Here is a 26,696-nt window from a genome sequence, read left to right as displayed (position 1 = left end):
CCGGCAGCTACCTTGTCCGCCATGACGCGCACCCCACAAAGCGACGGCCGATCCCCCCACCCCCTCACCGGCAAGGTCGTCGTCATCACCGGCGCCGCCCGAGGCCAGGGCGCCGCCGAAGCTCAAGCCCTTACACAGGCCGGAGCCACGGTCGTCGCAACCGACGTACGCCCGGACGGAGTTGGAGACTGCCGGAAGCTGGACGTCTCCGACGAGGCCGACTGGGCCGCCCTCGCCGCCGAACTCCGTGACACCTACGGCGACATCCACGGCCTCGTCAACAACGCCGGCGTCATTCAGCGGGACCGCCTCGGCGACGTACGCCCCGACGACTTCGCGTACGTGCAGTCGGTGAACACAGTCGGGCCGCTGCTCGGTATCCAGCACCTCTCGCCGCTGATGCCGCCGGGCTCGTCCATCGTGAACGTCGGGTCGTCCGCCTCGCTCACCGCGTACTACCCCGTGGCGTACACCGCGAGCAAGTGGGCCCTGCGCGGGGTGTCGAAGATCGCGGCGACCGAGTTGGGGCCGCGAGGCATCCGCGTCAACACCGTGCACCCGGGCTACATCGAGACCGAGATGACCGCGGCCGCCACTCCGACGTTCCGGGAGGCGATGTTCCGCGAGACGCCGCTCGGGCGGAGCGGCACCGTCGACGACATCGCGCCCCTCGTCGTCTTCCTCCTTTCCGACGCGTCCTCCTTCATCACCGGAGTGGAGATCCCCGTGGACGGAGGCCTCACCGCGCACGGCGGAGTCAAGTCCGTCTCGGACGCGATGAGGCCGGGTGCGCCGAACCAGCCGTAGCCGACGCCGCCCCGACAGGCGTGCGATAGGTTCGTCCGCCATGACCGGACTCGGAACCGTCGCCTGGCCACCTGCCCCGATAAAGACCGAACGGCTTGTGCTCCGCGAGTCCGAGGCCCGGGACCGTACGGCGTTCATCGAACTGCACGCCTCGCCGGAGGTGCACACCTACCTCGGTGGCCCCCGGTCGCGTGACGAGCTCGAACGCGAGATGCCCGAGGTGCCTGGGCAGTGGCCCGGGAGCTTCGTCGTTGATCTCGACGGAGCGATGATCGGCCAGATCCTGCTCAGGAGGGCGACGGAGCACCGCCGCCCGGCAGCCGCCGGGAAGGCCGATCTCGGCTACCTCTTCCTGCCGTCGGCGTGGGGATCCGGGTACGCGGCCGAGGCGTGCGCGGCGGCACTCGGGTGGCTCGCCGGCGTACTTCCCGGCGAGCCGGTGGTGCTCACCACCCAGACCGCCAACGTCGGTTCGATGCGTCTCGCGGCGAAGCTGGGGTTCACCGAGGTGGAGCGGTTCGAGGCGTGGGACGCCGAGCAGTGGCTCGGCGTGCGGTCCCCGGTCACGCCGTTGGGCTGAGCCGCCATTACGCCGTCCCACCGATGTCCCGCCAGACCGGCCGAAACGCGAGGTCACCAGGCATCCCGGTGTCCCAGCGTCCCACCGGGCCGTGATGCCTTGCCGGGCGCCGAAACCCGCTGCCAGCGTCGCTGACAGTCACCGTGTTCGCGTCACTGGAAGGGGACTTCACTCGTGAAACGACTTCAACGACTACGGCGTATGTGCTTCGCCCTGGCCCTGGGACTGGGCCTGTCACTGACCAGCGCCGGCGTCTCGACGGCGGCACCCGAGGCGGTGGCAGCGTGCCCGACAGAGGAGGGAATGCGGTTCAAGACACCCGCCACCGGCGACAGGGTCCACCTGGTCGGTCCGAAGGGCTTCCTCTACTACATCCCCAACTCGACCATCTACTTCAAGTTGTGGGGGAGCTGGGACGGCATCGTCACCGCTGACCTGTCGTCCTGCGGGAAGGTCCCTCAGCCGCTGAACCAGACCAGCTGGACCAATTCGATGTTGGCCAAGACGGCCGACAGCGACGCTGTCTACATCTGGGACGAGACCTGGCCGGTGGATTCCTACCGCCACATCGTGAGCTGGGACGTCTTCACCACCAAGTACCACTTCGACCCGGCGAAGATCGAGGAAAGGTACGCGTGGGAGATCAACCCCAAACTCCCTGATCATCCCTGGACGTAGGGGAGGTGGACGGGGTGCTTCCCCACAGGGGAGGGAAGCACCCCGTCAGACCGACCTACAGCCGCCCGTGGCACCCCTCATAAGCCGCCCCCGACCCACACCAACAAACAGCCCCCCGCTGAGGAGGCCACCCCACAGCCTTCCCCCGGGCCGCCAGCGTCGTCGCGTACTGCGGCAGCAGCTCCGCCTCCCCCGGAGACGCCCCCTCCGAGGCCGCGAAGGCCTCGTAGGAAGGCACCGTTCCCGTGACGATCCCCAGGTTCGGCGTGCCGGAGGCCGCGAGCTCCCTCAGTGAGGCCTCTATCGTCGCCAGGTGCTCCTCGTGCGAGGGGTACTCCTCCGCCAGGGCCGGGTACGCCTCCACCAGCTCCGCCAGTTCGTCCGCCGGCCAGTGCAGTACCGCCACCGGGAACGGACGGGACAGCGCCTCCCGGAACGCGCCCAGTTCCGCCCGCAGCCGCGAGATCTCCGCCTCCAGCTCCGCCGGGTTGTCCGAGCCGAGGGACCAGACCCGCTTCGGGTCGTGCAGCTCGTCCAGCGACACCGACGACGAGTGCAGCGTGTCCGCCAGGGTGTCCCACTCGTCGTGGGGCACGCCCAGCATCCGGCGTACGCGGTGGCGGCCGTACAACAACGGATGCGTCGAGTACGGGGGTTCCTGCGCGTCCGAGACCAGCAGACGGGCCGCTTCCGTGAACGTCTCCTGGGCCGCCTCCAGCTCGTCGTGCGATTCCAGGGACTCCGCGACGATCACCCAGGGGGCCGGGTCGCGCGGGGCCTCGGCGCGGACGCCGTCGATGATCGCCCGGGCTTCCGCCTCGTGGCCGTACTCCCACAGGTTCGAGGCCTTCAGGGCCCGGACGAGATGGGGGTTCTCCAGGGAGCCGGAGTCGGGAGATTGGAGCAGACGGTCGTACAAGGCCGTCGCGGCGGGGCGGTCGCCGGCCAGTTCCAAGTGGGCCGAGGCCTGCAGGAGCAGGTGTTCGGCGTCCTCGGGATAGAGGCCGGCGGTCCGCTCCAGGCGGGCCGCTTCGGCGATGTGGTCGACGTTTTCCGCAGGCGTGTCGGGGCGCATGAGATCACCGTACTGCCGACGACCGACAAAGAAGAGGGGCAGCCGAGGAGCGGTCGATGCGAGGGGAGGCACCGTGCCCTGCACCTCCCCTCACCAGTGACTCAGCGCTCGCCCCCGCGCCTGGCCCTCAGATCGTCACCCCGTCCACCTGCAACGTCTGCACCGCCCCCGCCGCGAACGGCACCGCCACCGTCTTTCCGCTCAGATACGTGTCCGAGCGGGCCGTGTAGAGGTCGCCGCCGCCTCCCGTCACCGTGTTCCAGCGCGGGACCAGGCCGCCGGTACCGCCCGTCACCGTCGTGAAGTTGGCGAGGTTGAAGGTGAAGGTCTGGGCCGAGGTGGAGGTGTTCACGGCCACGATCACCAGGCGCTTCGCGCTCGCGTCGTACGCCGCCACCGCGTAGCTGACCCCCGTGTTGAGGATGGTCATGCCGGGGCGGATGTGGCGGCTGAACTGGGCCATCACATAGTGCTTCGTCTGGACCGTCGTCGGCTGGAGCGTGCTCGGGTTGTACGCGATCATCGCCCAGCCCGCCGTCGGGTCCATGACCTGCCAGTAGACCCAGGCCGTGGGGTGCAGCCAGCGGAAGTCGTAGCAGAGGTTCGACGCCAGGGTCAGACCGGTGCCGTCGCTGTCGCCCGTCTCCGAGTTCCACAGCTTCTTGCCGGACGTCGTCACCACGTCCGTGTAGAGGAGGTCCCGGCGTCCACCGGACCCCTGGTAGCCGTGCACGTTCACCTGGTTCACCAGGGCCTTCGTGGAGGAGCCGAAGGCCGCCCAGGTCGAGCGGGCCGTGTCGATGTTCGTCTCGTCCGAGGCCGAGATCCTGACCCCCGTCAGGCCTCGCGCGTTCAACTCGCTTCGCATGTACGGGAGTACGGCCGCCTGCACCGACGCGTCCATGTGGCAGCCCTCCTGCGTACCGGTGGCCGTCCACCAGCTCGCCGAGGGCTCGTTGAACGGGTCCACGGTCGCGAAGTTCACGCCCCAGTTGTTCTTCGCGTACAGGGCTACGGCGGCCAGGTGCGAGGCGTGCTGGCGGTAGTTCCAGGTCTGGAGGTTGTTGCCGCCGCCCGAGGCGCCCGACGGGTTGTGGTTCGAACACATCCACCACATCGGAGAGTTGGCGAACAGCTCGGTCGTCGCCCCGCGCGCCACCGCCTTCGTCAGCGCCGCCCGCTGCGTCGCGTCCGCCGACCAGTCCCAGGCCGAGGACGTCGGGTCCTCGTTGTTCCAGTCCTGCCAGTAACCCTCGATCTGCTTGTACGCCGGGATGTTGGCCGACGCCACCATGCTCTCGCCGCTCACGCTGTTCCAGCTGCACGCGCCGAGGTTGTAGCGGGCGATGTTCAGGCCCAGACCGGGCAGCGAAGTCCCGTTGTACGTCACCGACTTGGTGGTGAAGAAGAGGTCCGCGAAGTCGTCCCGGGCGCCGAACACATTCGCCCACCAGGCGAGCGAGGTGCCCCACCCCTCCCAAGTCCCGTACGTCGTACCGGGGGTGACCGCGATGGTGGCGTCGGCTCGCGCGGTGCCCGTGGCCAGGGCACTGCCGAGGACCGTGCCCCCTGCCGCGGCCAGCAGGGATCTGCGTCGGATCATGGCTTCTCCGTCCGGATACTGACCTGTCCCGTTCATGCCATCAGGAAGCATCAGGTGTGGTAGGCGAGGTTGTCGAGAGTTGTGACACCCCTTTCTAAAACCACTGGACAAAGGGGGCTCACAGGGAGCGGACGGACACGACCGGGGAGAAGGCCCGGGCGGGCCTGGCTACTTGGCGGGGTCTGCCCTATCGTGCGGGCCGGCGTCCCCATCGTCGCGAAGGAGGCGTACGCATGTGGGCTCGGGCTCGTCGCCGCGTGATGTGGACCTGCGGCGAACTCCTGGTCACCCTCGGTACCGTCCTCGCGCTTCTCGTCGTCCACCAGCTGTGGTGGACCAACCACCAGGCCGAGCAGGGAGCCCAGCGGGAGGTACGGGCACTGGAGCGGGAGTGGGCGGACCCCGGCAGCCCGGAGAGCGGCTCCCCTTCGGCTGACTCCACCAACTCCTCCAATCCGCCCGGTTCTTCAGGATCCTCCGGTACCGCCCGTCAGGACAGCGGCACCACCCGTGCCACCAACTCCCGCTCCTCCAGCCCCAGTTGGTCCCAGGCGTACGCCATCCTCAGCATCCCCCGCCTCGGCCTCCGCGTCCCCGTCGCCGAAGGCGTCAGCAAGTCACGCGTCCTCAACAAGGGGTACGTCGGCCACTACCCCGGCACCCAACAGCCGGGCCAGGCCGGGAACTTCGCCCTCGCCGGGCACCGCAACACCCACGGCGAGCCCTTCCGGTACGTCAACCGCCTGCGGCGCGGCGACGCCGTCCAGGTCGAGACGGCCGACGCGGTCTACTCGTACACCGTCGACCGCACGCTTCCCCAGACCTCCGCCCGGGACGACGGCGTGATCAGGGCCGTACCCCGCTCCACCGTCAGGCCGGCCTACGGCTACCGTGCCCCCGGCTACTACCTCACCCTCACCACCTGCACCCCTGAGTACACGTCCCGCTACCGTCTGGTCGTGTGGGGCAGGCTCACATCGATGCGCCCCCGCTGAGTCAGAGGCTTCCTGTATAACGAACAGCAGGAAAACGACTGTGCGAGAGGAGGGCGTGGACATGATCCGGAGCTGCAATCCGGTCGTCCGGTTGAACCCGCGTGCCGCCGCCGCGCTCTTCCTGCTCCTCGTCGAAGTCGTGCTGCTCGACTCCGGCAGCCTCTCCGCCGCCGTCGCCCTCGCCGCGACCGCCGCCGCCGGGTCCGCGTTCGCCGCCTGCTCGCTCATCGCCTCGCGCTGTGCGCCCGCCGTACCGCCCACCCGGGTCCGTACGGCCATCCGCGACCGGGCCCGCCGTACCGCCTTCCTGCCGCAACGGGACCCCGACGCCCGCGGCCGCACTCGCCCCCGCGCCCCGGGACTCGCCCTCCCGACGGCCGCCGCGTAGGGCACAGCACAGCACCGACAGCTGGCATCCCCGCGCGGGCCGTCATGCCGATCTCCGTATGCCGCATCCGCGCATCCACGGAATCCCCGGTACGACGAGACCCCCGGAGGGCTCACCTCACCATGTCCGCGTTCCTGTCCGCTTTCGCCAGTCTGGTCGGCCATCTCGCCGACCTGCTCCAGCCCCTCTTCCACACCTCCTCGGCCGCCGCCGCGATCGTCCTGTTCACCGCGTTCGTACGACTCCTCGTGCACCCCCTGTCCCGTGCGGCGGCGCGCGGCCAGAAAGCGCGCGCCGCGCTGCAGCCGAAGGTCGCCGAGCTGCGGAAACGCCACGCGAAGGACCCCAAGAAGCTCCAGCAGGCCGTCATGGCACTGCACGCCGAGGAGAAGGTCTCGCCGCTGTCGGGATGCTTCCCGAGCCTGTTCCAGCTGCCCGCGTTCTTCCTGCTCTACCACCTCTTCTCCAACCCGGAGATCGGCGGCGAGGCCAACGGACTCCTCACCCACCGGCTCTTCGCCGCACCCCTCGGCGACCGGTGGGCCGACGCACTCGGCGGTGACGGAGTCTTCGGGGCCGCCGGGCTCGTCTACGTCGGACTGTTCGCCCTCGTCGCCGCCGTCGCCACCTTCAACTACCGGCGCATGAAGCGCGTGATGGCCGTCAACCCGGTGTCGGTGGACGCCAGCGGCGGCGAGGCGGTGCCCGGGCTCGCCTCCGCCACCAAGTTCATGCCGTTCATGTCCTTCTTCACGCTCTTCTCCGTGGCCGTGATGCCACTGGCCGCCGCGCTGTACATGGTGACCAGCACGACGTGGAGCGCCGTCGAGCGGGCGGTGCTGTACCGCTGGCAGCTCGCGCCGCGGGCCGGTGCGCAGTCCAGTACGTGAACCGGGTATTGCGGACCGGACGACAAGCTCAGAGGATCGACCAGTCATCCGATGACTGGTACCGAGGGAGAGAGCGACCATGAAGCTGCTGCGAGTCGGTACGGCGGGGTCGGAGCGGCCCGCGCTGCTCGACGCCGAGGGAACCCTGCGGGACCTCTCGGGGGTCGTCCCGGACATCGACGGGCCCCTGCTCGCCGACGACGCGGCGCTCGGCCGGATCCGGGCCGCCGCCGACGCCGGTGAGCTGCCCGCGCTGGACGCGACCGGCCTGCGGATCGGGCCGCCGCTGACCGGCATCGGCAAGATCGTGTGCATCGGGCTCAACTACCACGACCACGCCCGCGAGACCGGCGCCGAGCCGCCCGCCGAGCCGGTGATCTTCTTCAAGGCGGCGGACACGGTCGTCGGGCCGTACGACACGGTGCTCGTGCCGCGCGCCTCGACGAAGACCGACTGGGAGGTCGAGCTGGCGGTTGTCATCGGACGTACGGCCCGTTATCTCGGCTCGCACGAGGAGGCGCTCGCGCATGTCGCCGGGTACGCGGTCGCGCACGACGTGTCCGAGCGGGAGTTCCAGCTGGAGCGGGGTGGGACGTGGGACAAGGGGAAGAACTGCGAGACGTTCAACCCGTTGGGGCCGTGGCTTGTCACCTCGGACGAGGTGGCGGATCCGCAGGGGCTGGCTCTGCGGTTGTGGGTGAACGGGGAGTTGAAGCAGGACGGGACGACTGCGGAGCAGATTTTCGGCGTTGCCGAAGTTGTGCGGTACGTCAGTCAGTTCATGACCTTGTATCCGGGGGATGTGATCAATACGGGGACGCCGGCGGGGGTTGCGTTGGGGGCGCCCGAGCCCAAGCCGTTTCTTCGGGCGGGGGATGTTGTCGAGTTGGAGATTGAGGGGCTTGGGCGGCAGCGGCAGGAATTCAAGGACGCGTGAGGGTTCCTGTGGGTTGTTTGTCGGCCGCGCGCCGGTGGGGGCTTGTCGCGCCCCGCGGCGGAGCCGCAGATGAATACAGCCCCGCGCCCCTAAGGGGCGCCTCCCTGGCCGTTGAGACGATCAGGTCCCTTAGTCGGCTGACATACAACCGCATGTTCTTCTGTGCCACGTCCGTGTCGGGGTAGCGGGCCGCGAACTGGAGGCCCTCGTGGAGGCGGGTGGTCCAGGCGCAGACCTGGTCGCCGTACGACACCCGGATCAGGCCGTACGCGTTCAGGTCCTGCCAGTGTTCCGAGCCCGGGACGGCACGTGTGTCCACGAAGGAGACGATCGAGTACAGGTCCGGTGAGGTGGGCCGGAAGTCGGAGCCCAGGAGCTTGAGTACGCGGGCGATGGGCATCCTCGACAGGGGCCGTTTCGCCCGCAGTGCGGTGCGGACCAGGTCAAGGGCGCCGTCGAAGTCCGACACCTGGCCCACCGGGATCTCGATCGGTGCGCCGCCCACGTACCAGCCCACCGAGTCCGACCACTCGGACCTGGCCCGGGTGTGGAAGGGCACGACCGTGCGGTAGACCTGTACGCCGCTGATCTCGCGCACGATGAGCGCGGTGGCCGCGAGGATGCCGATCATGCTGCCGCCGTACGGACGGCAGTACGCCTCGAACGCCGCCGCGTCCGCGTCGTCCGTGAGCCACTCCTGCATCAACTTCTGTGTGGGCAGCGGCCCTTCGGGGTCGAGGCCGAGGTCGACGGGGAAGTTGGGCAGCTTGCCGTCGCAGCGGGCGATGAACTTCCGCCAGTCGGCGACGATCGCGTGCGTCTCGTCGATCCCGTCGGCGTGCGTACGTTCGGTCGCGCAGAAGTCGACGTAACTGGCGACCGGCGCCGAGTCCACCGTCCTGCCGTCGAGGCCGGCCGTGTAGAGCTGGTGGATCTCGGCGGGGATGCGACAGATCGAGTACGAGTCGACGTTGGTGTGGTCGAACGCCATGTAGACGCTGGTGCCGTCGTCCCTGACGACCGCGCTGTAGATGAAGTTCGGCCAGGTCAGCGCGTCTGCCGCGATGTCGAACCGGTCCTGCAGATAGCGCGGGAGCGCCGCCCCGTCCTGGAAGTCGCCGACGTCCTCGCGGTGCAGGACGACGGCCTCGGGGGAGAGGGTGAAGCGCCGCAGCTCGTCGTGGCCGTCCGCCCAGCGGAAGCCGCTGCGCAGGGTCTCGTGGCGCAGCGTCCAGGCCCGCAACGCGCCCTGGAGGACGTCGAGATCGACCCGCCCGGGGATGTCGAAGGCCGTGCCGAGCCAGGTCGGTACGAACAGGCCGTCCTCGCGCACCGATCGTGCGGTCCGGACGTGGGCCTCCTGTACGTACGCGGGTGGGCGGGCATCCTCGGGCAGCCCGGCCACGGTCTCGACGGTCGTCGGATGCAGGGTCCAGGTCACGAGCCGTCCGGGCCGGATCTCGCAACGCTGGATATCGGTGATTCGCACGGGACTTCTCCGTTCGCATGCGTGTCCCCGGGCTCCTGGCTCTCGCCCGATGACACGTGCAGACCAACGACCGGAGACATCCGGAGGAAACGCCACCGCTTCAGGGCATGGGCAGATCCCCTCCAGTCCCTTACGTCTCGCTCACGTCTCTCCCGGCTACTTCAGCAGGGTGGCCAGGCGCCGCCAGCCGTCGCGGGGGAGGGCGGTCCTGGACCCGTCCTCGATGACCTGGAGGGTGACGTGGTCCGCGCCCGCGGTGAGGAAGGAGTCGATCCGGCCGCGGATCCGGTCCTCGTCGCCCCAGGCGAACACCGCGTCGACCAGCCGGTCGCTGCCGCCGTCCTTGATGTCGTCCTCGGTGAAGCCGATGCGCAGGAAATTGCCGGTGTAGTTCGGCAGGGCCAGGTACATGGCGAGGGTGGCGCGGGCGGTCGCGCGGGCCCGGTCCGGGTCCGTGTCCAGGACCACCTTCAACTCCGGTGCCAGCAGCGGGAGTTCGCCCAGCGCCTCGCGGGCCTGGGCGGTGTGTTCGGGGGTCACGAGGTACGGGTGCGAGCCGGCGGCGCGGTCCCGGGAGAGCCTCAGCATCTTCGGGCCGAGCGCGGCCAGTACCCGGCGTTCGGCGGGGTGTCCGGCCGCGTCCAGGGCGTCCAGGTACTCGACCATCGTGGCGTACGGGCGGCGGTACCCCTCCGTCAGCGGGGCGTGGCTCACCCCGAGGCCGAGCAGGAAGCGGCCGGGGTGGGCCGCCTCCAACTCCGCGAACTCGGCGGCCGTTTCGGTGGCTCCGTACTGCCAGATGCTCTGGATGCCGGTCGCCACGACGAGCCGTGAGGTCGCCTCGACGAGCGGAACGGCGTGCCGGATGCCCGGGCTGCCGCCCAACCAGACGGAGCCGAAGCCCAGTTCCTCCAGTTCGGCGGCTGCCTCGGCGCGCTCGGTGAGCCCCTCGGGGTCCTCCGCGCGCAGCCCGCCGCTCCAGATGCCGTACCGCCCGAGGGTTTCCTTCAATGACGTCATGTGCAGTCCCAACCGGAGGCTCCCTCGGGATAATTCCCGACGCACGAGCTCCGCTGCACCGTGGCTACACCTTGAGGAACGTCTCCAGCGCCTCCACCACCAGCCGGTGGTCCTGGAGCTGGGGCAGCCCCGACACCGTCACCGACCCGATGACACCCACGCCCTCGACGGTGATCGGGAAGGAGCCGCCATGGGCCGCATAGACGTCCGGGTCGAGGCGGGAGTCGTCCTCGAACGTCGTGCCCTTGGCGCGGAACCGGGCGCCCACCAGGTAGGAGGAGGCGCCGTAGCGCTCCACCACCCGGCGCTTGCGGTCGATCCAGGCGTCGTTGTCGGGGGTCGAGCCGGGCAGGGCGGCGTGGAAGAGCTGCTGGCCGGCCCGGTGGATGTCGATCGCCACCGGCGCCTGCCGCTCCCGCGCCAGCTCCACCAGCAGCGAACCCAGCGCCCACGCGTCCTCGTGACCGAACTGCCGGAACACCAGGTGCCGTTCCTGCGCTTCGAGTTCCTCGACGCTGGGTGTGAGTTCGGGCGCGATGCGCGGCCCGAGCGACGGCTGTCCGCTCACCTTGTGGCCGCCGGCCTTCTGGCTGTGGCTGGTCATCGCAGGGTCACCGTCACCTTCTCGTTCGCGGAACGCCGGGCTGCTTCCAGTACGTCGAGGGCGGCAGCCGCCTCCAGGGCGGTCACCGGGTTGGGGCCACCGTCGCGCAGGGCGGCGGCGATCGCCGAGTAGTACTTCTCGTACGAGCCGGGCAGTGTCGGCTCCGGCCGCCCGCCACCCGTGAGCGGGGACTCCCCGGCCCCGACCCGTCCCCACATGCTCTCGGGTTCGAGCCCCCAACCGGCGTCACCCGGGCCCCCGCCCGCCTTCAGGGTGTCCTCCTGCGGGTCGAGGCCGTACTTCACGTACCCGGCGCGCGAGCCCAACACCCGGAAGCGCGGCCCGAGTTGGGCGGTGGTGGCGGAGACGTACAGATGACTGCGGACACCGCTCGTGTGGGTGAGCGCGATGAACGTGTCGTCGTCGGTCTCGGCGCCCTCGCGGCGGATGTCCGTCTCGGCGTACACGGAGGCGACGGGTCCGAAGAGGACGAGGGCCTGGTCGACGACATGACTGCCGAGGTCGTACAGGAGCCCGCCGATCTCCGCCGGGTCGCCGGACTCGCGCCAGCCGCCCTTGGTCTGGGGCCGCCACCGCTCGAACCGCGATTCGAACCGCCACACGTCACCCAGCTCGCCCTCGGCGATCAGCTTGCGGAGCGTCCGGAAGTCATGATCCCAGCGGCGGTTCTGGAAGACGGAGAGGAGCAGTCCCTGCTGGTCGGCGAGGGCGGCCAGCTCACGCGCCTCGGCGGCCGTGCCCGCGACCGGCTTGTCGACCACGACGGGCAGACCGGCCTTGAGGGCGGTGGTCGCCAGCGGTACGTGTGTCTTGTTCGGGGACGCGATGACGACCAGGTCCAGTTCGTCGGCGCGGGCGAACAGGTCTTCGGGTGTCGCGGCGATCCGTACGTCCGGGAAACGGGCGCGGGCCTGGGCCTGCCGCTCGGGGTTCGCGGTGACGACCGTGTCGAGGACGAGGCCCTCGGTGGCGGCGATCAGCGGGGCGTGGAAGACGGAGCCCGCGAGGCCGTAGCCGACGAGGCCGATGCGCAGAGGAGTGCCAGTCGTACCAGTCATGGTGTCCACTTTGGCAACGCTGTTGCCAAAGTGCAAGCAGCGGGGAAAATGGTTCGGTGAACAGGACGAGCGCCGCCACGGCCATCACCGGCACCACCGGCATCGCCACGGCTCCCGGGGCGAATCTGCTGGCCCTGCGCAGCCACAACACCGCGCTGGTGCTCGACCTGCTCCGGACGGCGGGCCCGGACGGCATCAGCCGCCTCGAACTGGCCGAGCGCACCGGTCTCACCCCCCAGGCGGTCAGCAAGATCACCGCCCGGCTGCGTACGGAGGGCCTGGCCGCGGAAGCGGGCCACCGAGCGTCGACGGGCGGCAAGCCGCGCACGGTGTTGCGCCTGGTCCCGGAGGCGGGGCACGCGGTCGGCGTCCACCTGGACCGCGACGAGGTGCGGACGCTGCTGGTCGACCTCACGGGGGCGGTGGTGGGGGAGCGGTTGGCTCCGCTGGACCTGGGGGCGGGGGCGGACGTGGTCGTGGAGAGGGTGGCCGGGGAGGTGGAGGCACTGCTCGACGCCGGACCGGAGGACGTCCTGGGGGTCGGCGTCGCGCTCCCGGGCCCGCTGGACCACGCGCGGGGCGTACTGCACCGGGTGACGGGGTTTCCCGAGTGGGACGGATTCCCGCTACGGGATGAGCTCGCGGCGCGACTCGGAGTGCCGGTGGTCGTCGACAAGGACACGAACGTCGCCGCGCTCGGGCTGGCGGTCGGGGGAGAGGGCGGCTCCTTCGCGTACCTGCACCTCGGTACGGGGCTCGGGGCGGGGCTGGTGATCGGCGGGGCGCTGCACCGGGGGGCGCGGACGGGGGCGGGTGAGTTCGGCCACCAGGTCATCCAGCTGGACGGCCCGCTGTGTGGGTGCGGGGACCGGGGGTGCATCGAGGCGCTGTGTCTGGGGGCGGTGGCTCGGGGGGAGCTGGACGAGGCGGCGCGAGTACTGGGGGCTGGGGCCACGAATCTGGTGGGGCTGCTTGACATCGACCGGGTGCTGCTGGGCGGCCGCACGGTGGCTGCGGATCCGGAGCGGTTCGTGCGGGGGGTCGCGGCGGTTGTCGCCGAGCGCGCTCGGAGGGAGGGCGTGGAGGTGGCGGTGCCTGTAGGGGTTGCCCCTGGCGGGGCGCGGGGGGTTGCGGTGGGGGCGGCCCAATTGCTCCTTGCACCACTGTTCGGACGGGCTGAGTAGGGGCGGTAGTTGCTCGGCTGCGGGCCGGTGGGGGCTGGTCGCGCAGTTCCCCGCGCCCCTGAGGGGCGCCCCAGCCGCCCGGAGTTCACACGCACTGCCAGTCGCTGCACCACACAAACACGACAAGCCCTCACCGGCCCGTCTTTCAGGGACGCGCGAAACTCCGCGATCACCCTCCACCGGCCCGTCTTTTAGGGGCGCGGGGAACTGCGCGACCAGCCCCCACCGGGCCGCAGCCGAACACTCAAAGCCCCTGCGCCGATCAGGCGCATTCGGGCGGTCGTTCGGAGCGGTGTCGTCCGTCGGCACCATCACCCCGGCATGGTCATGTGTTCATGCGACTGTGTACCTGTGTGATCGTGACTGCCCTTCTTGTCGTGCCCGGAGGTCTGACCGCCGGCCCCGCCTACGCGGCCACCTGCGGTGCCGCCACCCCCACCGACCCCACCTTCCCCCTCACCACCCGCATCCACGGCGCCCCCGCCGCCTATGAAGCCGGCGGTGCGCACCGGACCTGGCGGCTCGACCTCACCAACAACACCACCCGTCCCTGCACGGACATCCACCCCGTCCTCGTACTCGTCGACGAGCGCCGTGTCCTGACCGCGGGTCAGGCGCGGCTGGAGTTCTACGACGGGAAGCGCGCCCGCCCCTACCCCGTGCGGTTCGAGGTCACCGATGCCGACGAGACCATCGGGGTCTTCGACGGCGACGGGTTCCCCGGGTTCACCGTCGGACCCGGACGCACCCTCTCCGTCAAGGTGCGCCTCGCGATCCGCGCCGGCGCGGTGGCCAACGACGTCGTAGCCAACGCCGCCGTCGTCCAGCGGCACGCCGATGACGGCGACTGGGTCGGGCAGTCCAACGACTACCGGTTCAGGGTCGTCGCACCCGGACCGGCGGAGGCGGAGACGACAGTCCCCGGCGTACAGTCCGCCTCGCCGTACGACGGTGAGCTCGCCGGCACCGGGCGGCGCGCCGCCGGTATCCGCCTCGCGGGCATCGCGCTCGCGCTCCTGCTGACCGGTGGCGGAGTCCTGCTGCTGGCCCGGGTCCGCGGGGCGGGGCGGACGTAAACCGGCCATTCCCCCAAGATCCGGGCTGTGACAGGCTGGGCCCACGCGGCATCTCGTACGCGTGTACGGCAGCGCAAGCAACTCAGCGCAAAGCAACGCAGTGCAGGAGCAGGAGACCGGACATGGCAGACCGCAAGCCCATCGACTCGTGGCTCACCGACATGGACGGTGTGCTCATTCACGAGGGCGTGCCGATCCCCGGCGCCGACGCCTTCATCAAGAAGCTGCGCGAGTCGGGCAAGCCCTTCCTGGTGCTCACCAACAACTCGATCTACACCCCGCGCGACCTGCACGCCCGCCTGCGCCGCATGGGCCTGGACGTGCCCGTCGACAACATCTGGACCTCGGCGCTCGCCACCGCCAAGTTCCTCGACGACCAGCGCCCCGGCGGCACGGCGTACGTCATCGGCGAGGCCGGCCTGACCACCGCCCTGCACGACATCGGCTACATCCTCACCGACCACGAGCCCGACTACGTCGTCCTCGGCGAGACCCGTACGTACTCCTTCGAGGCCATGACCAAGGCCGTACGCCTGATCGAGAGCGGCGCCCGTTTCATCGCCACCAACCCGGACGAGACCGGCCCCTCCACCGAGGGCCCGCTCCCCGCGACCGGTGCCGTGGCCGCGCTGATCACCAAGGCGACCGGCAGGAAGCCGTACTTCGCGGGCAAGCCGAACCCCCTGATGATGCGCACCGGGCTGAACGCGATCGGCGCCCACTCCGAGACCAGCGCGATGATCGGCGACCGGATGGACACCGACGTCCTGGCCGGCATCGAGGCCGGGATGCGGACCTTCCTGGTGCTCACCGGCCTGACCGGACCCGACCAGGTCGAGAACTTCCCGTACCGCCCGTCCGAGATCGTCGACTCCATCGCGGACCTCGTCGACCGCATCTGAGCCCGCCCTCAGGTACGCCATCAGGTACGCCTTCAGGTACGCCCTCAAACCCTTCGGCACCCGTACGGAGCAGCCGTACCCGCTCCGGAGATGCGAACCGGCGTCCGGAGGAGGAGTCTCCAGGTGTCTGGAGGTTCACGATGGGTTCCATGCGGATCACTCTCTGTGTCGGCGTTGTGGTCGCCGCCGCGCTCGCCCCTGCCACCCTGGCGTACGCCGCCGACGGGGGCGTCACGGTGACCCCGGCGTCCCCGGCCCCCGGCAGCGACGTACGGCTGGTCGTGCGCGGGTGTACGGGGAAGACGGGGACCGCGAAGTCGGAGGCGTTCGTCGCCGATGTGCTGCTCGCGGGGGAGGGGCAGGGCGGGGCGCTCGTCGGCGGGTCCCGCGTCCGCTCCTCGCTGGTCCCGGGCACGTACAACGTCACCGTCGGCTGCGACGGGCAGAACGGCAAGGTGAAGGGCACGATCGCCGTCACCACGAAGTCGTCCGGCACGCCTGAGGCGTCCAGGAAGCCCTCCGCGGCCGCCTCCGCTCCCGCTCCCGCCTCGCCCGTCGCCCCCGTGCCCGCCGGTGGCGGTGGCGCGGCCGACGAGCTGGCCGCCGACGCGCGGGGTGAGGGTCCCGGGACCCGGCAGGCCGTGGTCGGGCTGGTCCTCGCCGGGGTGGCGGCGGTCGTCGTGGCGGTGCGCAGTGTCCGCCGGGGCCGTGGGACGGACTGAACCGCCATGTCCGACGACGACCGTGTACGGTCCTCCGGCACCGGGCGGCTCACCACCGGCGTCGCCTGGGCCCTGCTGCTCCTCGGGCTGTGGCTGTGGGGCCGAGAGGTGACCGACGTACGCCATGGCACAGCCACGCCGACCACCGGTGACATCGCCGCGGTCGGCCGCCCCCCGGACCCCGAACTCCCGCCCGCGCACCAGCCGTTGAGCGGCGCGCTGCCGCAGCGCGTCGACATACCCCAACTGGGAGTACAGGCCCCGGTGGTGGCCCGCGGCCTCGACCGGCTCGGCGCGGTCGACCCGCCGCCCTTCGACCAGGCGGGCGTCGTGGGCTGGTACGGCTCCGGCACCCGGCCCGGCGCCGCCGGCACCGCCCTCCTCGTCGGACACGTCGACACCGAGACCAGGCCCGCCGTCTTCTACAAGGTCAGCACCCTGCGCCCGGGCGCGACGATCCGGGTCGCCCGCGCCGACGGCAAGGTCGCCGAGTTCACCGTCGACGACGTACGGGTCCTGCACCGCGACAGCTTCGACGCCCGACAGGCGTACGGCACCCGGCAGTCGGGCCGCGCGGAACTCCGGCTCATCACCTGCGGCGGTACGTTCGACCACACCACCCGCACCTACACGTCCAACGTGATCGTGTCGGCGTACCTCACTGGCGCGGCCGTCTGACCCCGCCCTGCCCGGTCGACGACCCGCTCCCCCCAGAGCCGTCGACCGGGCTGGTCCTCGACCGCGCGCGCACGGGCTGCGGGAGTAACCCGGCGACCGGCGCGGGAGGTTTCGGTGCCGCCTCCCCCATTGCGGACGGTGAAGCACTGGCCTGGGGCTGGGGCCGTCTGAGATGACTGTAGAACGGATGTGCGCCCAGGCCTAGAGGGAGAATGACGCCAAGTCCCGGTCCGTGGCTCTGTGTTATCGACGCAGGTCGTAGATAGTTCTATGCCCTGTCGTGCCGCGGGTGTTCCGGCCTTCGGTAGTCGTGCTCCTACCTCGGCCGAACAAGGTGTAACAGGTAGCCGACAAGGTACTGGTGAACTCGTGGGCCCCGGCCGCGTATGTCAGGATTGAGGCTTACGCCACTGCATCCAGGGGGGACCAGGACAGTGCACCCGAGGGGGAGTTCGATGTTCGGCAGTAAGGGGGCGTCCTGGGGGAGGGCGTCCATGGCGGTGCTGGGGGCGGCACTGCTGCTCACCGGTTGTACCTCGTCCTCGGACAACGGGGACGGCGACGAGCCGGCCAAGGAACCGGAAGCCCTGATCACCCAACAGCCCAAGGGCACCAACCCGTTCTGGGTGAACCCGGACGGCAACGCGGCGGAACAGGTCGCCACGTACGTCAAGCAGGACAAGACCGCGGACGCCGAGGAGATCCGGAAGATCGCCGAGCAGCCGACCGGCGAGTGGATCAGCCCGGAGAATCCGGAAGCGGAGGCCAGAGGCTTCACGGAGGCCGCGCAGAAGGCGGACCGCTCCGCACTCCTCGTCCTCTACAACATCCCGCACCGCGACTGCGGCCAGTACTCCAGCGGAGGCGCCGCCGACGGCGACAGCTACCGCGCCTGGATCGACGGCGTCGCCAAGGGCATCGGCGACCGCGCGGCCACGGTGATCCTCGAACCGGACGCGGTCCTCCACCTCGTGGACGGCTGCACCCAGGACGAGTTCCACGAGGAGCGGTACGACCTGCTGAGCGGCGCGATCGACACCCTGTCCGCGCTGAAGAACACGAAGGTCTACCTGGACGCGGGGAACGCGGGATGGGGACACCCCGACCAGATCTTCGAGCCGCTCCAGTGGGCCGGGATCGAGAAGGCCGACGGGTTCTCCGTCAACGTGTCCAACTTCTACTCGACCGCCGAGTCCATCGCATACGGCAAGGAGTTGTCGGCGAAGGTGAACGGGAAGCACTTCGTCGTTGACACGTCCCGTAATGGGAACGGGCCCTACACCGGGGGCAAGCCCGACGAGAACTGGTGCAATCCGCCCGGGCGTTCGCTGGGCGAGACCCCGACCGTGAAGACGGCGGACCCGTTGGTGGACGCCTATCTGTGGGTCAAGCGGCCCGGGGAGTCCGACGGGGAGTGCAAGGGCGGGCCCAAGGCCGGTCAGTGGTGGGTCGATTACGCCTTGAAGCTCGCGAAAGCGAGCGGCTGACCACGACCTGGTGACCACGAGCGGGTGACCGGGGCACGGATGGCGCGAACTCGCCCGGGGCGGTGGTCGAACACCGCCCCGGGCGAGGCCGGTTGAGAGGTATGCGTACTGGTTGAGAGGTATGCGTCAGCTCACTTGGTGGTGAGGTAGGCGCGCTCGATCGTCTGGACCAGGGTGTTGCCCGAGTCGTCGGTCAGTTCGGCCCGCAGGGAGACGGAGCCGGGCTCGGCCGGGTGCTCCAGCGACAGGTGGGTGCCGTCGACGGCCTCGGTCGACTGCCAGGTCGCGCCTTCGTCGTAGGAGACCTCGAAGGCGAGCTTCGCGGGCTGTTGGCCGGCCGCCGCGCCCTCGATGGTGAAGGGCACCTCGAACCGCTCGCCCGCCTTCGCCGTGCTGTCCAGGGACAGTTCGGGGGAGAAGCGGACCACCGACACCGGCAGTGCGGCCGGCTCGTCCTCGGGGGTCTTGGCTGAGCGGAAGGTCCACTCCGCGCTGACGCGGGTGCTGACCGGCGAGAGTCCCGGATCACGGGAGTTGTCCAGGGTCAGCTTGTACGCGCCCGCCTCTTCGGGAACGGTGAATTCGGTGATGGTGTCGGCCGGGGAGGAGTTGAGGGGGATCTCCTCGCCGTCGACCTGGAGCGAGCTCTCGGCCGAGGCGGATCCACCGCCGCTGTCGTAGTGCCCGGCGCCGTCGCCGAACAGCGGCAGAAAGGCCGTGATGACATTCCCGGACCGCTCGATACCGGGCTTCCCCGTCGCCACGGAGCCCACGGAGCCCACGGAGCCCGCCGCGCTGCCCAGGGCGGGGCCGAAGACGCCGACGTTGAACCGCTCGGTGTAGCTCTGGCCGGCCTGCCAGGTCCTGGGCGCCCCGTGGAGCAGGTACTCGAACTCGCCCTCACCGCTGCGCTGTTGCATGTCGAAGGACCACTTGACGCCGTTGTCGAGGATGTATTCGGTCGTGCGCAGTGGCAGCTTCCTCGCCAGCAGGCTGTAGCGGCCGAAGAGGTCCCCATCGGGCATGTGGGGACTCACCGTGACGTCGACGTCCTTGCCCGCGGCGGGTGCGCCTGCCTGGAAGTCGACCTTGGCGAGCTGGTTCTGCTCCACCTCGGCGGCGAAGCCGCCCAGGTCGCCGCGGCGGTCCCAGGAGAGGTGGTAGGTGACCGGCCTGCCCTCGTCGTCCTGGCTTGTCCAGTCACCGGAGTACTGGGCGAACGCGGCGTCGGCGGGCACATCGGGGCCGAGTTGCCCGAACCGCATGCCCTCGAAGGTCGGGAGCCAGTACCCGTCCGTGTTCGTGGGCATCCCCGCGGCCCGTGTGTAGCGGTACGCGACTGTGGCCTCGGTGTTCTTGGCCGTCGCGTCGGGCACGGTGATGTCCAACGGCTGTGCCTGCCGGGCGTCGACGGTGACGGTGGTGTCCTTGTCCAGGGTCAGCTTCGGCTGCATCAGCACGGACTGCGGGGAGGACGTGGAGTCGGGGTGGATCACACCGGTGAGTCCGTAGTCGCCCTTGGGCAGCCGTACCGTGAGCTCGCCGTCCGCCTCGTCGGTGTAGCGGGTGTAGAACTCCCTGTCGAGGGCCTGCACGGTGGTGACGGCGTCGCTGGTCGGCTCACCGTTCTCGTCGACGTGCTTCAACGTCAGGTCGAACGACTCGACCTCGCGCTGCACCCCCACGGCGGTCCGCACCGCCACCTTGTCATCGGCCGAGACAGCCGACACGGAGCCGCCGAACGTGCCGTCGGCGCTGCCGGAACGGGTGTCCGCGGTCACGTCGACGCCGACCTTGCCGCCCGCCGGGACGGTGATCCGCTGCGGGGACAGGGAGAACATGCCCTCGGCGGCCGGCTTGCCGTCCACCGAGAAGGCGTCGACGGACAGGTCCAGGGTGACCGGCTCCGTACCGAGGTTCTCGTAGGTGAGCTGCTTGGTCACCGGTTCGTCGTCGTAGTGCGGCCACTGCTGCGCGCCGAAGTTGAGCGGCTGCTGCTCGGTGACGACGCCCTGCTCCAGCGCCCGCACCAGGTCCGTACGGCCGGTGCCCTGCTGGAAGGAGCTGTACGCGCCCGGCTTGGCCGAACCGGTGAGGACCGCCTTGATGCGCTCGCCGGTCCAGTCGGGGTGCTGCTGGGCGAGGATGGCGGCGGCGCCCGCGACATGCGGGGTCGCCATGGAGGTGCCGCCGATGGTGAGGTAACCGGGTGCCGGGGACGGCTTCGAGTCCTCCAGGACGCTGCCGGCGGCAGCGGCGGCCGTGATGGCGGCACCGGGCGCGGTCAGGTCGGGCTTGACCCCGCCGTCCCCGACGCGCGGGCCACGGCTGGAGAAGTCGCCGAGCTGGTCGGACTTGTCGACCGCGCCGACGGTGAGCGCGGCGTCGGCGCTGCCGGGCGAGCCGACGGTCCCCTCGCCGAACTCGCCCTCGGTACCCTCGTTGCCGGCCGCGATGACGAAGAGTGTGTCGGACTCGGCGGAGAGCCGGTTGACCGTCTCCTCCACCGGGTCGATGCCGGGGAAGTCCGTGCCGCCGAGGCTGAGGTTGGCGACGTCGGCGCCCTGCGCGACCGCCCACTCCATGCCCGCGATGATGGCGGAGTCCGATCCCCAGCCGCCGTCGTCGAGGACCTTGCCGTTCAGGAGCTTCGCGCCGGGGGCGACACCCTTGTAGGTGCCGCCGGACTTGGCGCCCGTACCGGCCGTGATGGACGCCACGTGCGTACCGTGGCCGAACTTGTCGGCCGTACCGGACTCGGAGGCGGTGAAGTCCTGTTCGGCGACGACCTGGCTCGCGAGATCGGGGTGGGTCGTGTCGATCCCGGTGTCCAGCACGGCGATTTTGACGCCGGTGCCGTCGTACCCGGCGGCCCAGGCCGTGGGAGCGCCGATCTGCGGGACGCTCTTGTCGAGGCTGGCCTTGCGCCGGCCGTCCAGCCACACCTTCTCCACCGCGGTCGAGGCGGTGAACGCGTCGGCGCCGGTATCGGTCACGGTGTCCCAGAAGTCGGTGCCGCGCTTCTTGACGGACCGCATCGCCTTCCCGTTCACGGCGGGCAGCGCACGGCCCATCTTCGCCCCGGCCCCGGTGAACGGGGACATCGAGGGCGCCTTCTTGCCCTTGAACGTGACGATCAGCGGTACGTCGGTACGGCCCGCGTCGTCGTACCCGTCGGCGACCAGCTGGGTCACGTCGAACAGCCGGGCGTCCAACTTGCCCTGCGCCAGCAGCAGTTCGGCGTCACTGGGCACGACCCGGGTGTGTCCGTCGACCTCCCGGACGGAGAACGGCACCCGCTCCCGGCCCTCCGCGCGCACCACACCGGTGACCCTTCCGGCACTGTCCACCGTGACCTGGTCACCGGTTATCAGGGTGACCGTCTTCAGCGGACCGGACTGGGAAATCCCGGTGGCCGACGTACCGGTCTGGGCCCCCTGGGCGACCTGGCCGGGGAGGGTGGTCAGCACCAGGGCGGTGGTGGCCAGCCCCGCCGCCGCGATCATCGCGCTTTTGCGTCTCGTGCCTAACTCCACCTGAGATTTCCTCTCGGTTCGTGACTGCTCGTTCGTAACTGGTCGTTCGTGATGGGGCGTTCGCGGTCTGGTCGTCACCGTTCGAGGGACGTGCGGTCCCCCATCACGACCACCGGGTGCAGTGCGGGGTCGAGCGCGAGCAGCAGTTCCTTCATGTGCTGCTTCGCCAGGCTCACGCAGCCGTGGGTGGGACCCCCGTGGTCGACGTGCAGCCAGATGCCGCCGCCACGGTTCGCACCGAGCGGGCGGGTCCAGTCGAGCGGGGAGGTGCCCGGCCGGCGGTTGTAGTCGATCGCGACCACGTAGTCGAAGGAGCCGGCGAGCGGCTCGCCCTCGAATCCGGTGCCGCCGATGGTGAAGCTGCCGGACTGGTCGTAGGGCAGCTTCGTGCCCGGGTCGGCGAGCAGTCCGCCCGCGTCGCCGAGGGTGAACACACCGATGGGCGAGTGCAGGTCGCCCGCGTAGTGGTCGTCGGTCCAGCCTTCGAGCGCGTTGTGGGCGGCCCAGGTCCGCCCGGCGGTCCAGCCGCTGTCGTCGGTGCGCTCATACAGCACGACCTGCGACTGCGGGGAGTCCTTGCCCTTCCCGGTGACGACGAGGACCTGCCGGGCGTTGTCGGGGACCTCGGCGAGCGTCCGGGGGCCGAGGCCCGGCAACTCGGCCGGGGCGGAAGGGCTCGGGGCCGGGGTACTGGTGGCCGTGCCGATCTCGCCGGTCTCGCCTGCCGGGCTCGGCCCGGATCCGGCGTGCCCCGTGGCGGGCGCGACAGCCCGCACGTCCTGCGCACCGGCGGCTGCCGAGGTGCCGCCCCCCGCCGCCGTCCCGGTGCCGGTGCCGGGGCCGCCGCACCCGGTCAGGGCGAGAGCCAGAACCAGGACCGCGGCGGGAGCCGGCACACGGGAGCCCACGGAGGAGAAGCGGCGCCTCACCACATGCCTCATCGCGCCGACCCCGCCGTCCACTCGCCCCACGGCATGTTCCAGCCGTTGAGCCCGTTGTCGGGGGCGATCACCTTGTCGTCGGAGTTCTTCACCACGACCACGTCGCCGAGGAGGGAGTTGTCGTAGAACCAGGCGCCGTCCTGGCCGGAGTCGCCGCCGCCCTTGGTGTCGTTGAGCCCCACACAGCCGTGGCTGATGTTGGACCGGCCGAAGACCGAGTCGTCCCCCCAGTAGTTGCCGTGGATGAAGGTGCCCGAGGTGGACAGCCGCATCGCGTGCGGGACGTCGGGGATGTCGTACTGGCCGGCGAAACCGACCGTGGCGCCGTTCATCCGCGTCGAGATCAGCTTCTCGGAGATGACCATCCGCCCGTTCCAGGTGGGCGAGGAGGCGGCGCCCGCGGTGATCGGTATGGTCCGTACGGTGGTGCCGTCCCGGACGACCTTCATGGTGTGCGCGGCGGCGTCCACGGTGGACACCTGACTGCGCCCGACCTTGAACCGCAGGGTCTTGTCCTGCTCGCCGTACGCGTCGGCGGCCCCCTTCACCCCGGCGAGACGGATCCTGACGGTGACCGTGGCGTTGGGCTTCCAGTAGTCCTCCGGACGGAAGTCGAGGCGCTGTCCGCCGAACCAGTGGCCCACGACGGTCTGTCCGCTGTCGGAACTGACCTCCACGGCGGACTCGACGGCCTTCTTGTCGGTGATCGCCTTGTCGAAGGTGAACGAGACCGGCATACCCACGCCCACCGTGGAGCCGTCCTCCGGGGTGTAGGTGCCGGTGAACCGGTCGGCCTCGGCAAGGGTCGTGAACGCCACGGTCCTGGTCGTGCGGTGGCCGCCGGCGTCGGTGGCCGTGGCGCTCAACCGGTAGGCCGTCCCGCGCTCCAGGTCGACCGAGGGCGCCCAGCTCTTCTTGTCCGGGGACCGTTCGCCGGGCACCGCCCGGCCGTCCGCGGTGGACAGGTACGCCTCGGCGATCGTGCCCCCTTCGACCGTGACCCGGCCTCCGGTGGTGACCGGGACGTGTTCCTGCCCGTCGGTGGCGTGCAGGTCCAGCTGGGGCCCCGTCGCCGCCCGGGCGACCTGCGCGGGTGTCTTCGCCGGGCCCGCGGCGGGGTTCTTCGCGTCCGACGACGTCGTCCCCGTGCTGCAGCCGGCCAGCAGGCACACCGAGACGGCCGCCAGCGCCAGGGCGGACCGGGCCGGGCCGGTGTGATGGGTGGTTTCTCCGCTGTGCATGGGGCCAGCGTGGAACGCGGATATCAGGAAGTGGTCAGGGTGTGGGAAGGACCGCATGAGGCCCGTTCACCGTGCTTGCGGCACCTCCGCACACCTAAGGTCACCTGGGTGTGCGCATATATTCTGGTCGCCGAAGACGACGGCATGCAGGCCGAGTTGATCCGCCGGCTCCTCGTCAGGGAGGGCCATACGGCCACCGTCGTGTTCGACGGACGAGCCGCTCTCGACGAGGCCCGCAACCGCCGGCCCGACCTCGTGATCCTCGACGTGATGCTGCCCGGCCTCGACGGGTTCGGTGTCTGCCGCGTCCTGCGCCGGGACGCGGACATACCGGTGCTGATGCTCACGGCCCGCTCCGCCGAGGACGATCTGCTGCTCGGCCTCGACCTCGGCGCCGACGAATACATGACGAAGCCGTACAGCCCCCGGGAGCTGCTGGCCCGCATCCGCATCGTGCTGCGCCGCACCCTGCGTCCCGTCGAGGAGGAGTCCCCCGTACTGCGCGTCGGAGGTGTCACCGTCGATCCCGTACGGCACGAGGTCACCTGCGACGGTACGGAGATCGGCTGCACCCCGGGTGAGTTCGCCATCCTGAACGCCATGGCCGCCGAGCCCGAACGGGTCTTCTCGCGCCGCCAGTTGCTGGAACACACCCGCGGCCACGACCGGGCGTCCACCGAGCGCGCCATCGACATGCACATCCTCAACCTGCGCAAGAAGATCGAGCCCGACCCGCGCACCCCCGCACGGCTGCTGACGGTGTTCGGGGTGGGCTACAAGCTCGTGGACGGAAAGGGTCCCGCATGACCCGCCCGGCCGGCGGGACGCCCGTCGCCCGCTTCCCCTGGCACAAGAGTCTGCTGGTACGGCTGCTGCTCACCTCCGTGGCGATCGCCGTACTGTCCGTCGGCGCCACCGCGTGGCTGGCCGTGCAGCTCACCACCCGGGCCATCCAGGAGGAGCGAGGGCAGGTGCTCTCCGACGACTCCGACATCCTGCGCCGGCTCAGCGGCTACGCCGCAGCCCATCCCGACTGGGACGGCATAGGGCCCACCGTGCGCACACTCTCGCGCACGCTGGACCGCCGTATCACCCTGACCACCGCGGGCGGACGGCTCATCGCCGACTCCGCCGCGTCCGGCACCGCGCTGCCCGCCCGCGCCTCGGCCACCGTCGACCCGCTGCGTACGGACACCTACACCCAGCCCGGCGCCCAGCTCGCCGGCATCGACCCACGGGCGGTGGGGCCCTATCGGTTGTCCTCCGGCGCGGTCAGTGAGGTGAACGCGGCGGCGCTACTGCGGGTGAAGTGCCTGACCCGGTTCGGCGGCGGTGGCCACACCAAGCGGATGCCCAGCGGTCGTACGGTCGCCGTCGCCGACGGCACCTCGGAGGACGTGGTCGCGAGATGCGCCGACGAGACGGACAACTCGGCGATGCCCAGCGAGCACACGGCGCTGGTGGCCCTCGGGAAGCTGATGACCGGCTGCCTCCAGGGCGACTTCAAGGAGATGCCCAAACTGGACCCCTCCCTGCGGACACTGTTCGGCGAAGACGTCGTTCCCGGGATATCCGACAGGACGTACGAAGACGAGCGGACGCAGAACTGCATCGACACGGCCCGCCGTACCCAGCTCGACCCCTACGTCGCCCCACCGGCGGTCCTCTACCTCGGTGACCGCGACCAGCAGCGGACCGGCTTCGACCTCTCACCCGCCAACAAGACGAAGATCGTCGGAGTCTCCGGTCTCGTCCTGGCCGTCACGATCGCCCTGACCGCCCTCGTCGCCGTCCGTCTCGTCCGCCCTCTGCGCGCCCTTACCGCCGCCGCCCGGCAGCCGCCCGAGCACCACGCACGGGTCGCCGTCACCACCAAGGACGAGACGGGCTTCCTGGCCACCGCCTTCAACGACCTGACCGCGCGCCGGGAGCAGATGGAGGCCCAGCGCAAGGCCATGGTCAGCGACATCGCCCATGAACTGCGCACCCCGCTGACCAATATCCGCGGCTGGCTGGAGGTCACCCGCGACGGACTGCTCGACCCCGACCCCGGGCTCATCGCCTCCCTGCACGACGAGGCACTGCAACTGCAGCACATCATCGACGACCTCCGCGACCTCTCCGCGGGCGACGCCGGCACCCTGCGGCTGCACCGGGAACCGCTGGCCGCGGACGAGTTGATCGGCCAGGTCGCCGCCGCGCATCGCAGCCGCGCGGAAGCGGGGGCCGTGTATCTGGGGGCGGATGCCGATCCCGGGCTCTGGATCGACGCCGACCCGGTGCGCATGCGGCAGGTCCTGGGCAACCTCGTCTCCAACGCACTGCGGCACACTCCCGCGGGCGGTACGGTCACGCTCGACGCGCGGCGGATGGCGAACGAAGCGGTTCTGACCGTGCGGGACACGGGGGTGGGGATCTCCCCTTCTGACCTGCCCCATGTCTTCGAACGGTTCTGGCGTGTCGAGAAGTCACGCAGTAGGCGTACGGGGGGTAGCGGGCTCGGGTTGTCCATCGTGCGGCAGTTCGTCGAGGCGCACGGGGGGAGTGTCGCGGTCGACAGCACGCCGGGCAGCGGGGCGGTGTTCACGGTGCGGCTGCCGAGTGTGCCCGGGCCCGACTAAGGGGGTGGGGGGTGCTGTGTGGTGTCGGCTGCGGGTGCGTCGTGGCTGGTCGCGCAGTTCCCCGCGCCCCTAGGTATGCGACCGGCGCCCCTCGTTGAAAGGGGGGCGCCGACTGTTTTTAGGGGCGGAGCTGGGTGAAGTCGGTGCCGACGGCGTCGACCGA

The 26,696-nt window shown here is 70.5% G+C and carries 24 protein-coding genes; 15 read left to right on the top strand and 9 right to left on the bottom strand.

Annotation, left to right across the window (positions count from 1 at the left end; genetic code table 11):
- Positions 1–21: 21 nt before the first annotated feature.
- From ACWCRB_RS05315 to ACWCRB_RS05305, 3 genes are all read left to right on the top strand, one after another.
- Positions 22–807 (top strand): SDR family NAD(P)-dependent oxidoreductase, encoded by a 786-nt coding sequence (locus tag ACWCRB_RS05315; RefSeq protein WP_450994745.1) that lies wholly within the window; start codon positions 22–24, stop codon positions 805–807.
- Between the two features lie 40 nt (positions 808–847).
- Positions 848–1,387 carry a GNAT family N-acetyltransferase gene (locus ACWCRB_RS05310; RefSeq protein ID WP_450994744.1) on the top strand — a complete coding sequence of 180 codons (540 nt, stop codon included), beginning with the start codon at positions 848–850 and terminating at the stop codon, positions 1,385–1,387.
- A 174-nt stretch (positions 1,388–1,561) separates the two neighbouring features.
- Positions 1,562–2,065: a hypothetical protein gene (locus ACWCRB_RS05305; RefSeq protein WP_450994743.1), complete on the top strand. Its 504-nt coding sequence runs from the start codon at positions 1,562–1,564 to the stop codon at positions 2,063–2,065.
- 55 nt (positions 2,066–2,120) lie between these two features.
- Here the strand turns inward: ACWCRB_RS05305 and ACWCRB_RS05300 are convergent, their stop codons facing one another.
- Together ACWCRB_RS05300 and ACWCRB_RS05295 are read right to left on the bottom strand one after the other, a co-directional pair.
- Positions 2,121–3,140 carry a hypothetical protein gene (locus tag ACWCRB_RS05300; RefSeq protein WP_450994742.1) on the bottom strand — a complete coding sequence of 340 codons (1,020 nt, stop codon included), beginning with the start codon at positions 3,138–3,140 and terminating at the stop codon, positions 2,121–2,123.
- Between the two features lie 127 nt (positions 3,141–3,267).
- On the bottom strand, positions 3,268–4,743 hold the full coding sequence (locus ACWCRB_RS05295) for a beta-1,6-galactanase (RefSeq protein WP_450994741.1): 1,476 nt from the start codon (positions 4,741–4,743) through the stop codon (positions 3,268–3,270).
- 233 nt (positions 4,744–4,976) lie between these two features.
- On the opposite strand from ACWCRB_RS05295, the gene ACWCRB_RS05290 reads away from it, so the two are divergent.
- From ACWCRB_RS05290 to ACWCRB_RS05275, 4 genes are all read left to right on the top strand, one after another.
- Positions 4,977–5,738 (top strand): class E sortase, encoded by a 762-nt coding sequence (locus ACWCRB_RS05290; protein ID WP_450994740.1) that lies wholly within the window; start codon positions 4,977–4,979, stop codon positions 5,736–5,738.
- Between the two features lie 61 nt (positions 5,739–5,799).
- Positions 5,800–6,126 (top strand): DUF6412 domain-containing protein, encoded by a 327-nt coding sequence (locus tag ACWCRB_RS05285; protein ID WP_235478380.1) that lies wholly within the window; start codon positions 5,800–5,802, stop codon positions 6,124–6,126.
- Positions 6,127–6,260: 134 nt separating this feature from the next.
- The gene (locus ACWCRB_RS05280; protein ID WP_450994851.1) at positions 6,261–7,016 is read left to right on the top strand and encodes a YidC/Oxa1 family membrane protein insertase; all 756 of its coding nucleotides are present in this window, start codon (positions 6,261–6,263) and stop codon (positions 7,014–7,016) included.
- A 79-nt stretch (positions 7,017–7,095) separates the two neighbouring features.
- Positions 7,096–7,953 carry a fumarylacetoacetate hydrolase family protein gene (locus ACWCRB_RS05275; protein ID WP_450994739.1) on the top strand — a complete coding sequence of 286 codons (858 nt, stop codon included), beginning with the start codon at positions 7,096–7,098 and terminating at the stop codon, positions 7,951–7,953.
- Here ACWCRB_RS05275 and ACWCRB_RS05270 read toward each other — a convergent pair.
- The 4 genes from ACWCRB_RS05270 to ACWCRB_RS05255 all read right to left on the bottom strand — a co-directional run bounded on the left by ACWCRB_RS05270 (position 7,940) and on the right by ACWCRB_RS05255 (position 12,145).
- On the bottom strand, positions 7,940–9,442 hold the full coding sequence (locus ACWCRB_RS05270; protein WP_450994738.1) for a condensation domain-containing protein: 1,503 nt from the start codon (positions 9,440–9,442) through the stop codon (positions 7,940–7,942). The two genes, ACWCRB_RS05275 and ACWCRB_RS05270, sit on opposite strands and share 14 nt — an antisense overlap.
- Positions 9,443–9,598: 156 nt before the next feature.
- Positions 9,599–10,462: an LLM class F420-dependent oxidoreductase gene (locus ACWCRB_RS05265; RefSeq protein ID WP_450994737.1), complete on the bottom strand. Its 864-nt coding sequence runs from the start codon at positions 10,460–10,462 to the stop codon at positions 9,599–9,601.
- 64 nt (positions 10,463–10,526) lie between these two features.
- A complete protein-coding gene (locus tag ACWCRB_RS05260) occupies positions 10,527–11,066 on the bottom strand; it encodes a heme-degrading domain-containing protein (protein WP_450994736.1) in 540 nt (179 codons plus the stop codon).
- Positions 11,063–12,145 carry a Gfo/Idh/MocA family oxidoreductase gene (locus ACWCRB_RS05255; RefSeq protein WP_450994735.1) on the bottom strand — a complete coding sequence of 361 codons (1,083 nt, stop codon included), beginning with the start codon at positions 12,143–12,145 and terminating at the stop codon, positions 11,063–11,065. The genes ACWCRB_RS05260 and ACWCRB_RS05255 overlap by 4 nt, the downstream gene beginning before the upstream one ends.
- A 56-nt stretch (positions 12,146–12,201) precedes the next feature.
- Between ACWCRB_RS05255 and ACWCRB_RS05250 the strand changes: the two genes are divergently transcribed.
- From ACWCRB_RS05250 to ACWCRB_RS05225, 6 genes are all read left to right on the top strand, one after another.
- Complete coding sequence (locus tag ACWCRB_RS05250) at positions 12,202–13,329, top strand: ROK family transcriptional regulator (RefSeq protein ID WP_450994734.1); 1,128 nt, start codon at positions 12,202–12,204, stop codon at positions 13,327–13,329.
- Between the two features lie 359 nt (positions 13,330–13,688).
- Complete coding sequence (locus tag ACWCRB_RS05245) at positions 13,689–14,405, top strand: hypothetical protein (RefSeq protein WP_450994733.1); 717 nt, start codon at positions 13,689–13,691, stop codon at positions 14,403–14,405.
- A 122-nt stretch (positions 14,406–14,527) separates the two neighbouring features.
- Positions 14,528–15,307, top strand: a complete 780-nt coding sequence (locus ACWCRB_RS05240) for an HAD-IIA family hydrolase (protein WP_450994732.1) — start codon at positions 14,528–14,530, stop codon at positions 15,305–15,307.
- 140 nt (positions 15,308–15,447) lie between these two features.
- Positions 15,448–16,029, top strand: a complete 582-nt coding sequence (locus tag ACWCRB_RS05235) for a hypothetical protein (RefSeq protein WP_450994731.1) — start codon at positions 15,448–15,450, stop codon at positions 16,027–16,029.
- Positions 16,030–16,035: 6 nt separating this feature from the next.
- Positions 16,036–16,707 carry a class F sortase gene (locus ACWCRB_RS05230; protein ID WP_450994730.1) on the top strand — a complete coding sequence of 224 codons (672 nt, stop codon included), beginning with the start codon at positions 16,036–16,038 and terminating at the stop codon, positions 16,705–16,707.
- A 455-nt stretch (positions 16,708–17,162) separates the two neighbouring features.
- Positions 17,163–18,194 (top strand): glycoside hydrolase family 6 protein, encoded by a 1,032-nt coding sequence (locus ACWCRB_RS05225; protein WP_450994729.1) that lies wholly within the window; start codon positions 17,163–17,165, stop codon positions 18,192–18,194.
- Positions 18,195–18,325: 131 nt separating this feature from the next.
- On the opposite strand, the gene ACWCRB_RS05220 is transcribed toward ACWCRB_RS05225, so the two are convergent.
- From ACWCRB_RS05220 to ACWCRB_RS05210, 3 genes are all read right to left on the bottom strand, one after another.
- Positions 18,326–21,700 carry a S8 family serine peptidase gene (locus ACWCRB_RS05220; RefSeq protein ID WP_450994850.1) on the bottom strand — a complete coding sequence of 1,125 codons (3,375 nt, stop codon included), beginning with the start codon at positions 21,698–21,700 and terminating at the stop codon, positions 18,326–18,328.
- 104 nt (positions 21,701–21,804) lie between these two features.
- Positions 21,805–22,671, bottom strand: coding sequence for a L,D-transpeptidase family protein (locus ACWCRB_RS05215; protein WP_450994849.1), 867 nt, complete (start codon positions 22,669–22,671; stop codon positions 21,805–21,807).
- Positions 22,668–23,912: a L,D-transpeptidase gene (locus ACWCRB_RS05210; RefSeq protein ID WP_450994728.1), complete on the bottom strand. Its 1,245-nt coding sequence runs from the start codon at positions 23,910–23,912 to the stop codon at positions 22,668–22,670. Before ACWCRB_RS05210 ends, ACWCRB_RS05215 begins: the two co-directional genes overlap by 4 nt.
- A gap of 108 nt (positions 23,913–24,020) precedes the next feature.
- Here ACWCRB_RS05210 and ACWCRB_RS05205 point away from each other — a divergent pair, with 108 nt between their 5' ends.
- Both ACWCRB_RS05205 and ACWCRB_RS05200 read left to right on the top strand, forming a co-directional pair.
- Positions 24,021–24,719 carry a response regulator gene (locus ACWCRB_RS05205; RefSeq protein ID WP_450994727.1) on the top strand — a complete coding sequence of 233 codons (699 nt, stop codon included), beginning with the start codon at positions 24,021–24,023 and terminating at the stop codon, positions 24,717–24,719.
- On the top strand, positions 24,716–26,533 hold the full coding sequence (locus ACWCRB_RS05200) for a sensor histidine kinase (protein ID WP_450994726.1): 1,818 nt from the start codon (positions 24,716–24,718) through the stop codon (positions 26,531–26,533). Before ACWCRB_RS05205 ends, ACWCRB_RS05200 begins: the two co-directional genes overlap by 4 nt.
- The last annotated feature ends 163 nt before the right edge of the window (positions 26,534–26,696 follow it).

The sequence above is a fragment of the Streptomyces sp. NPDC002156 genome, from assembly GCF_053593675.1.
This window is presented reverse-complemented; position numbering and strand designations above follow the sequence as displayed.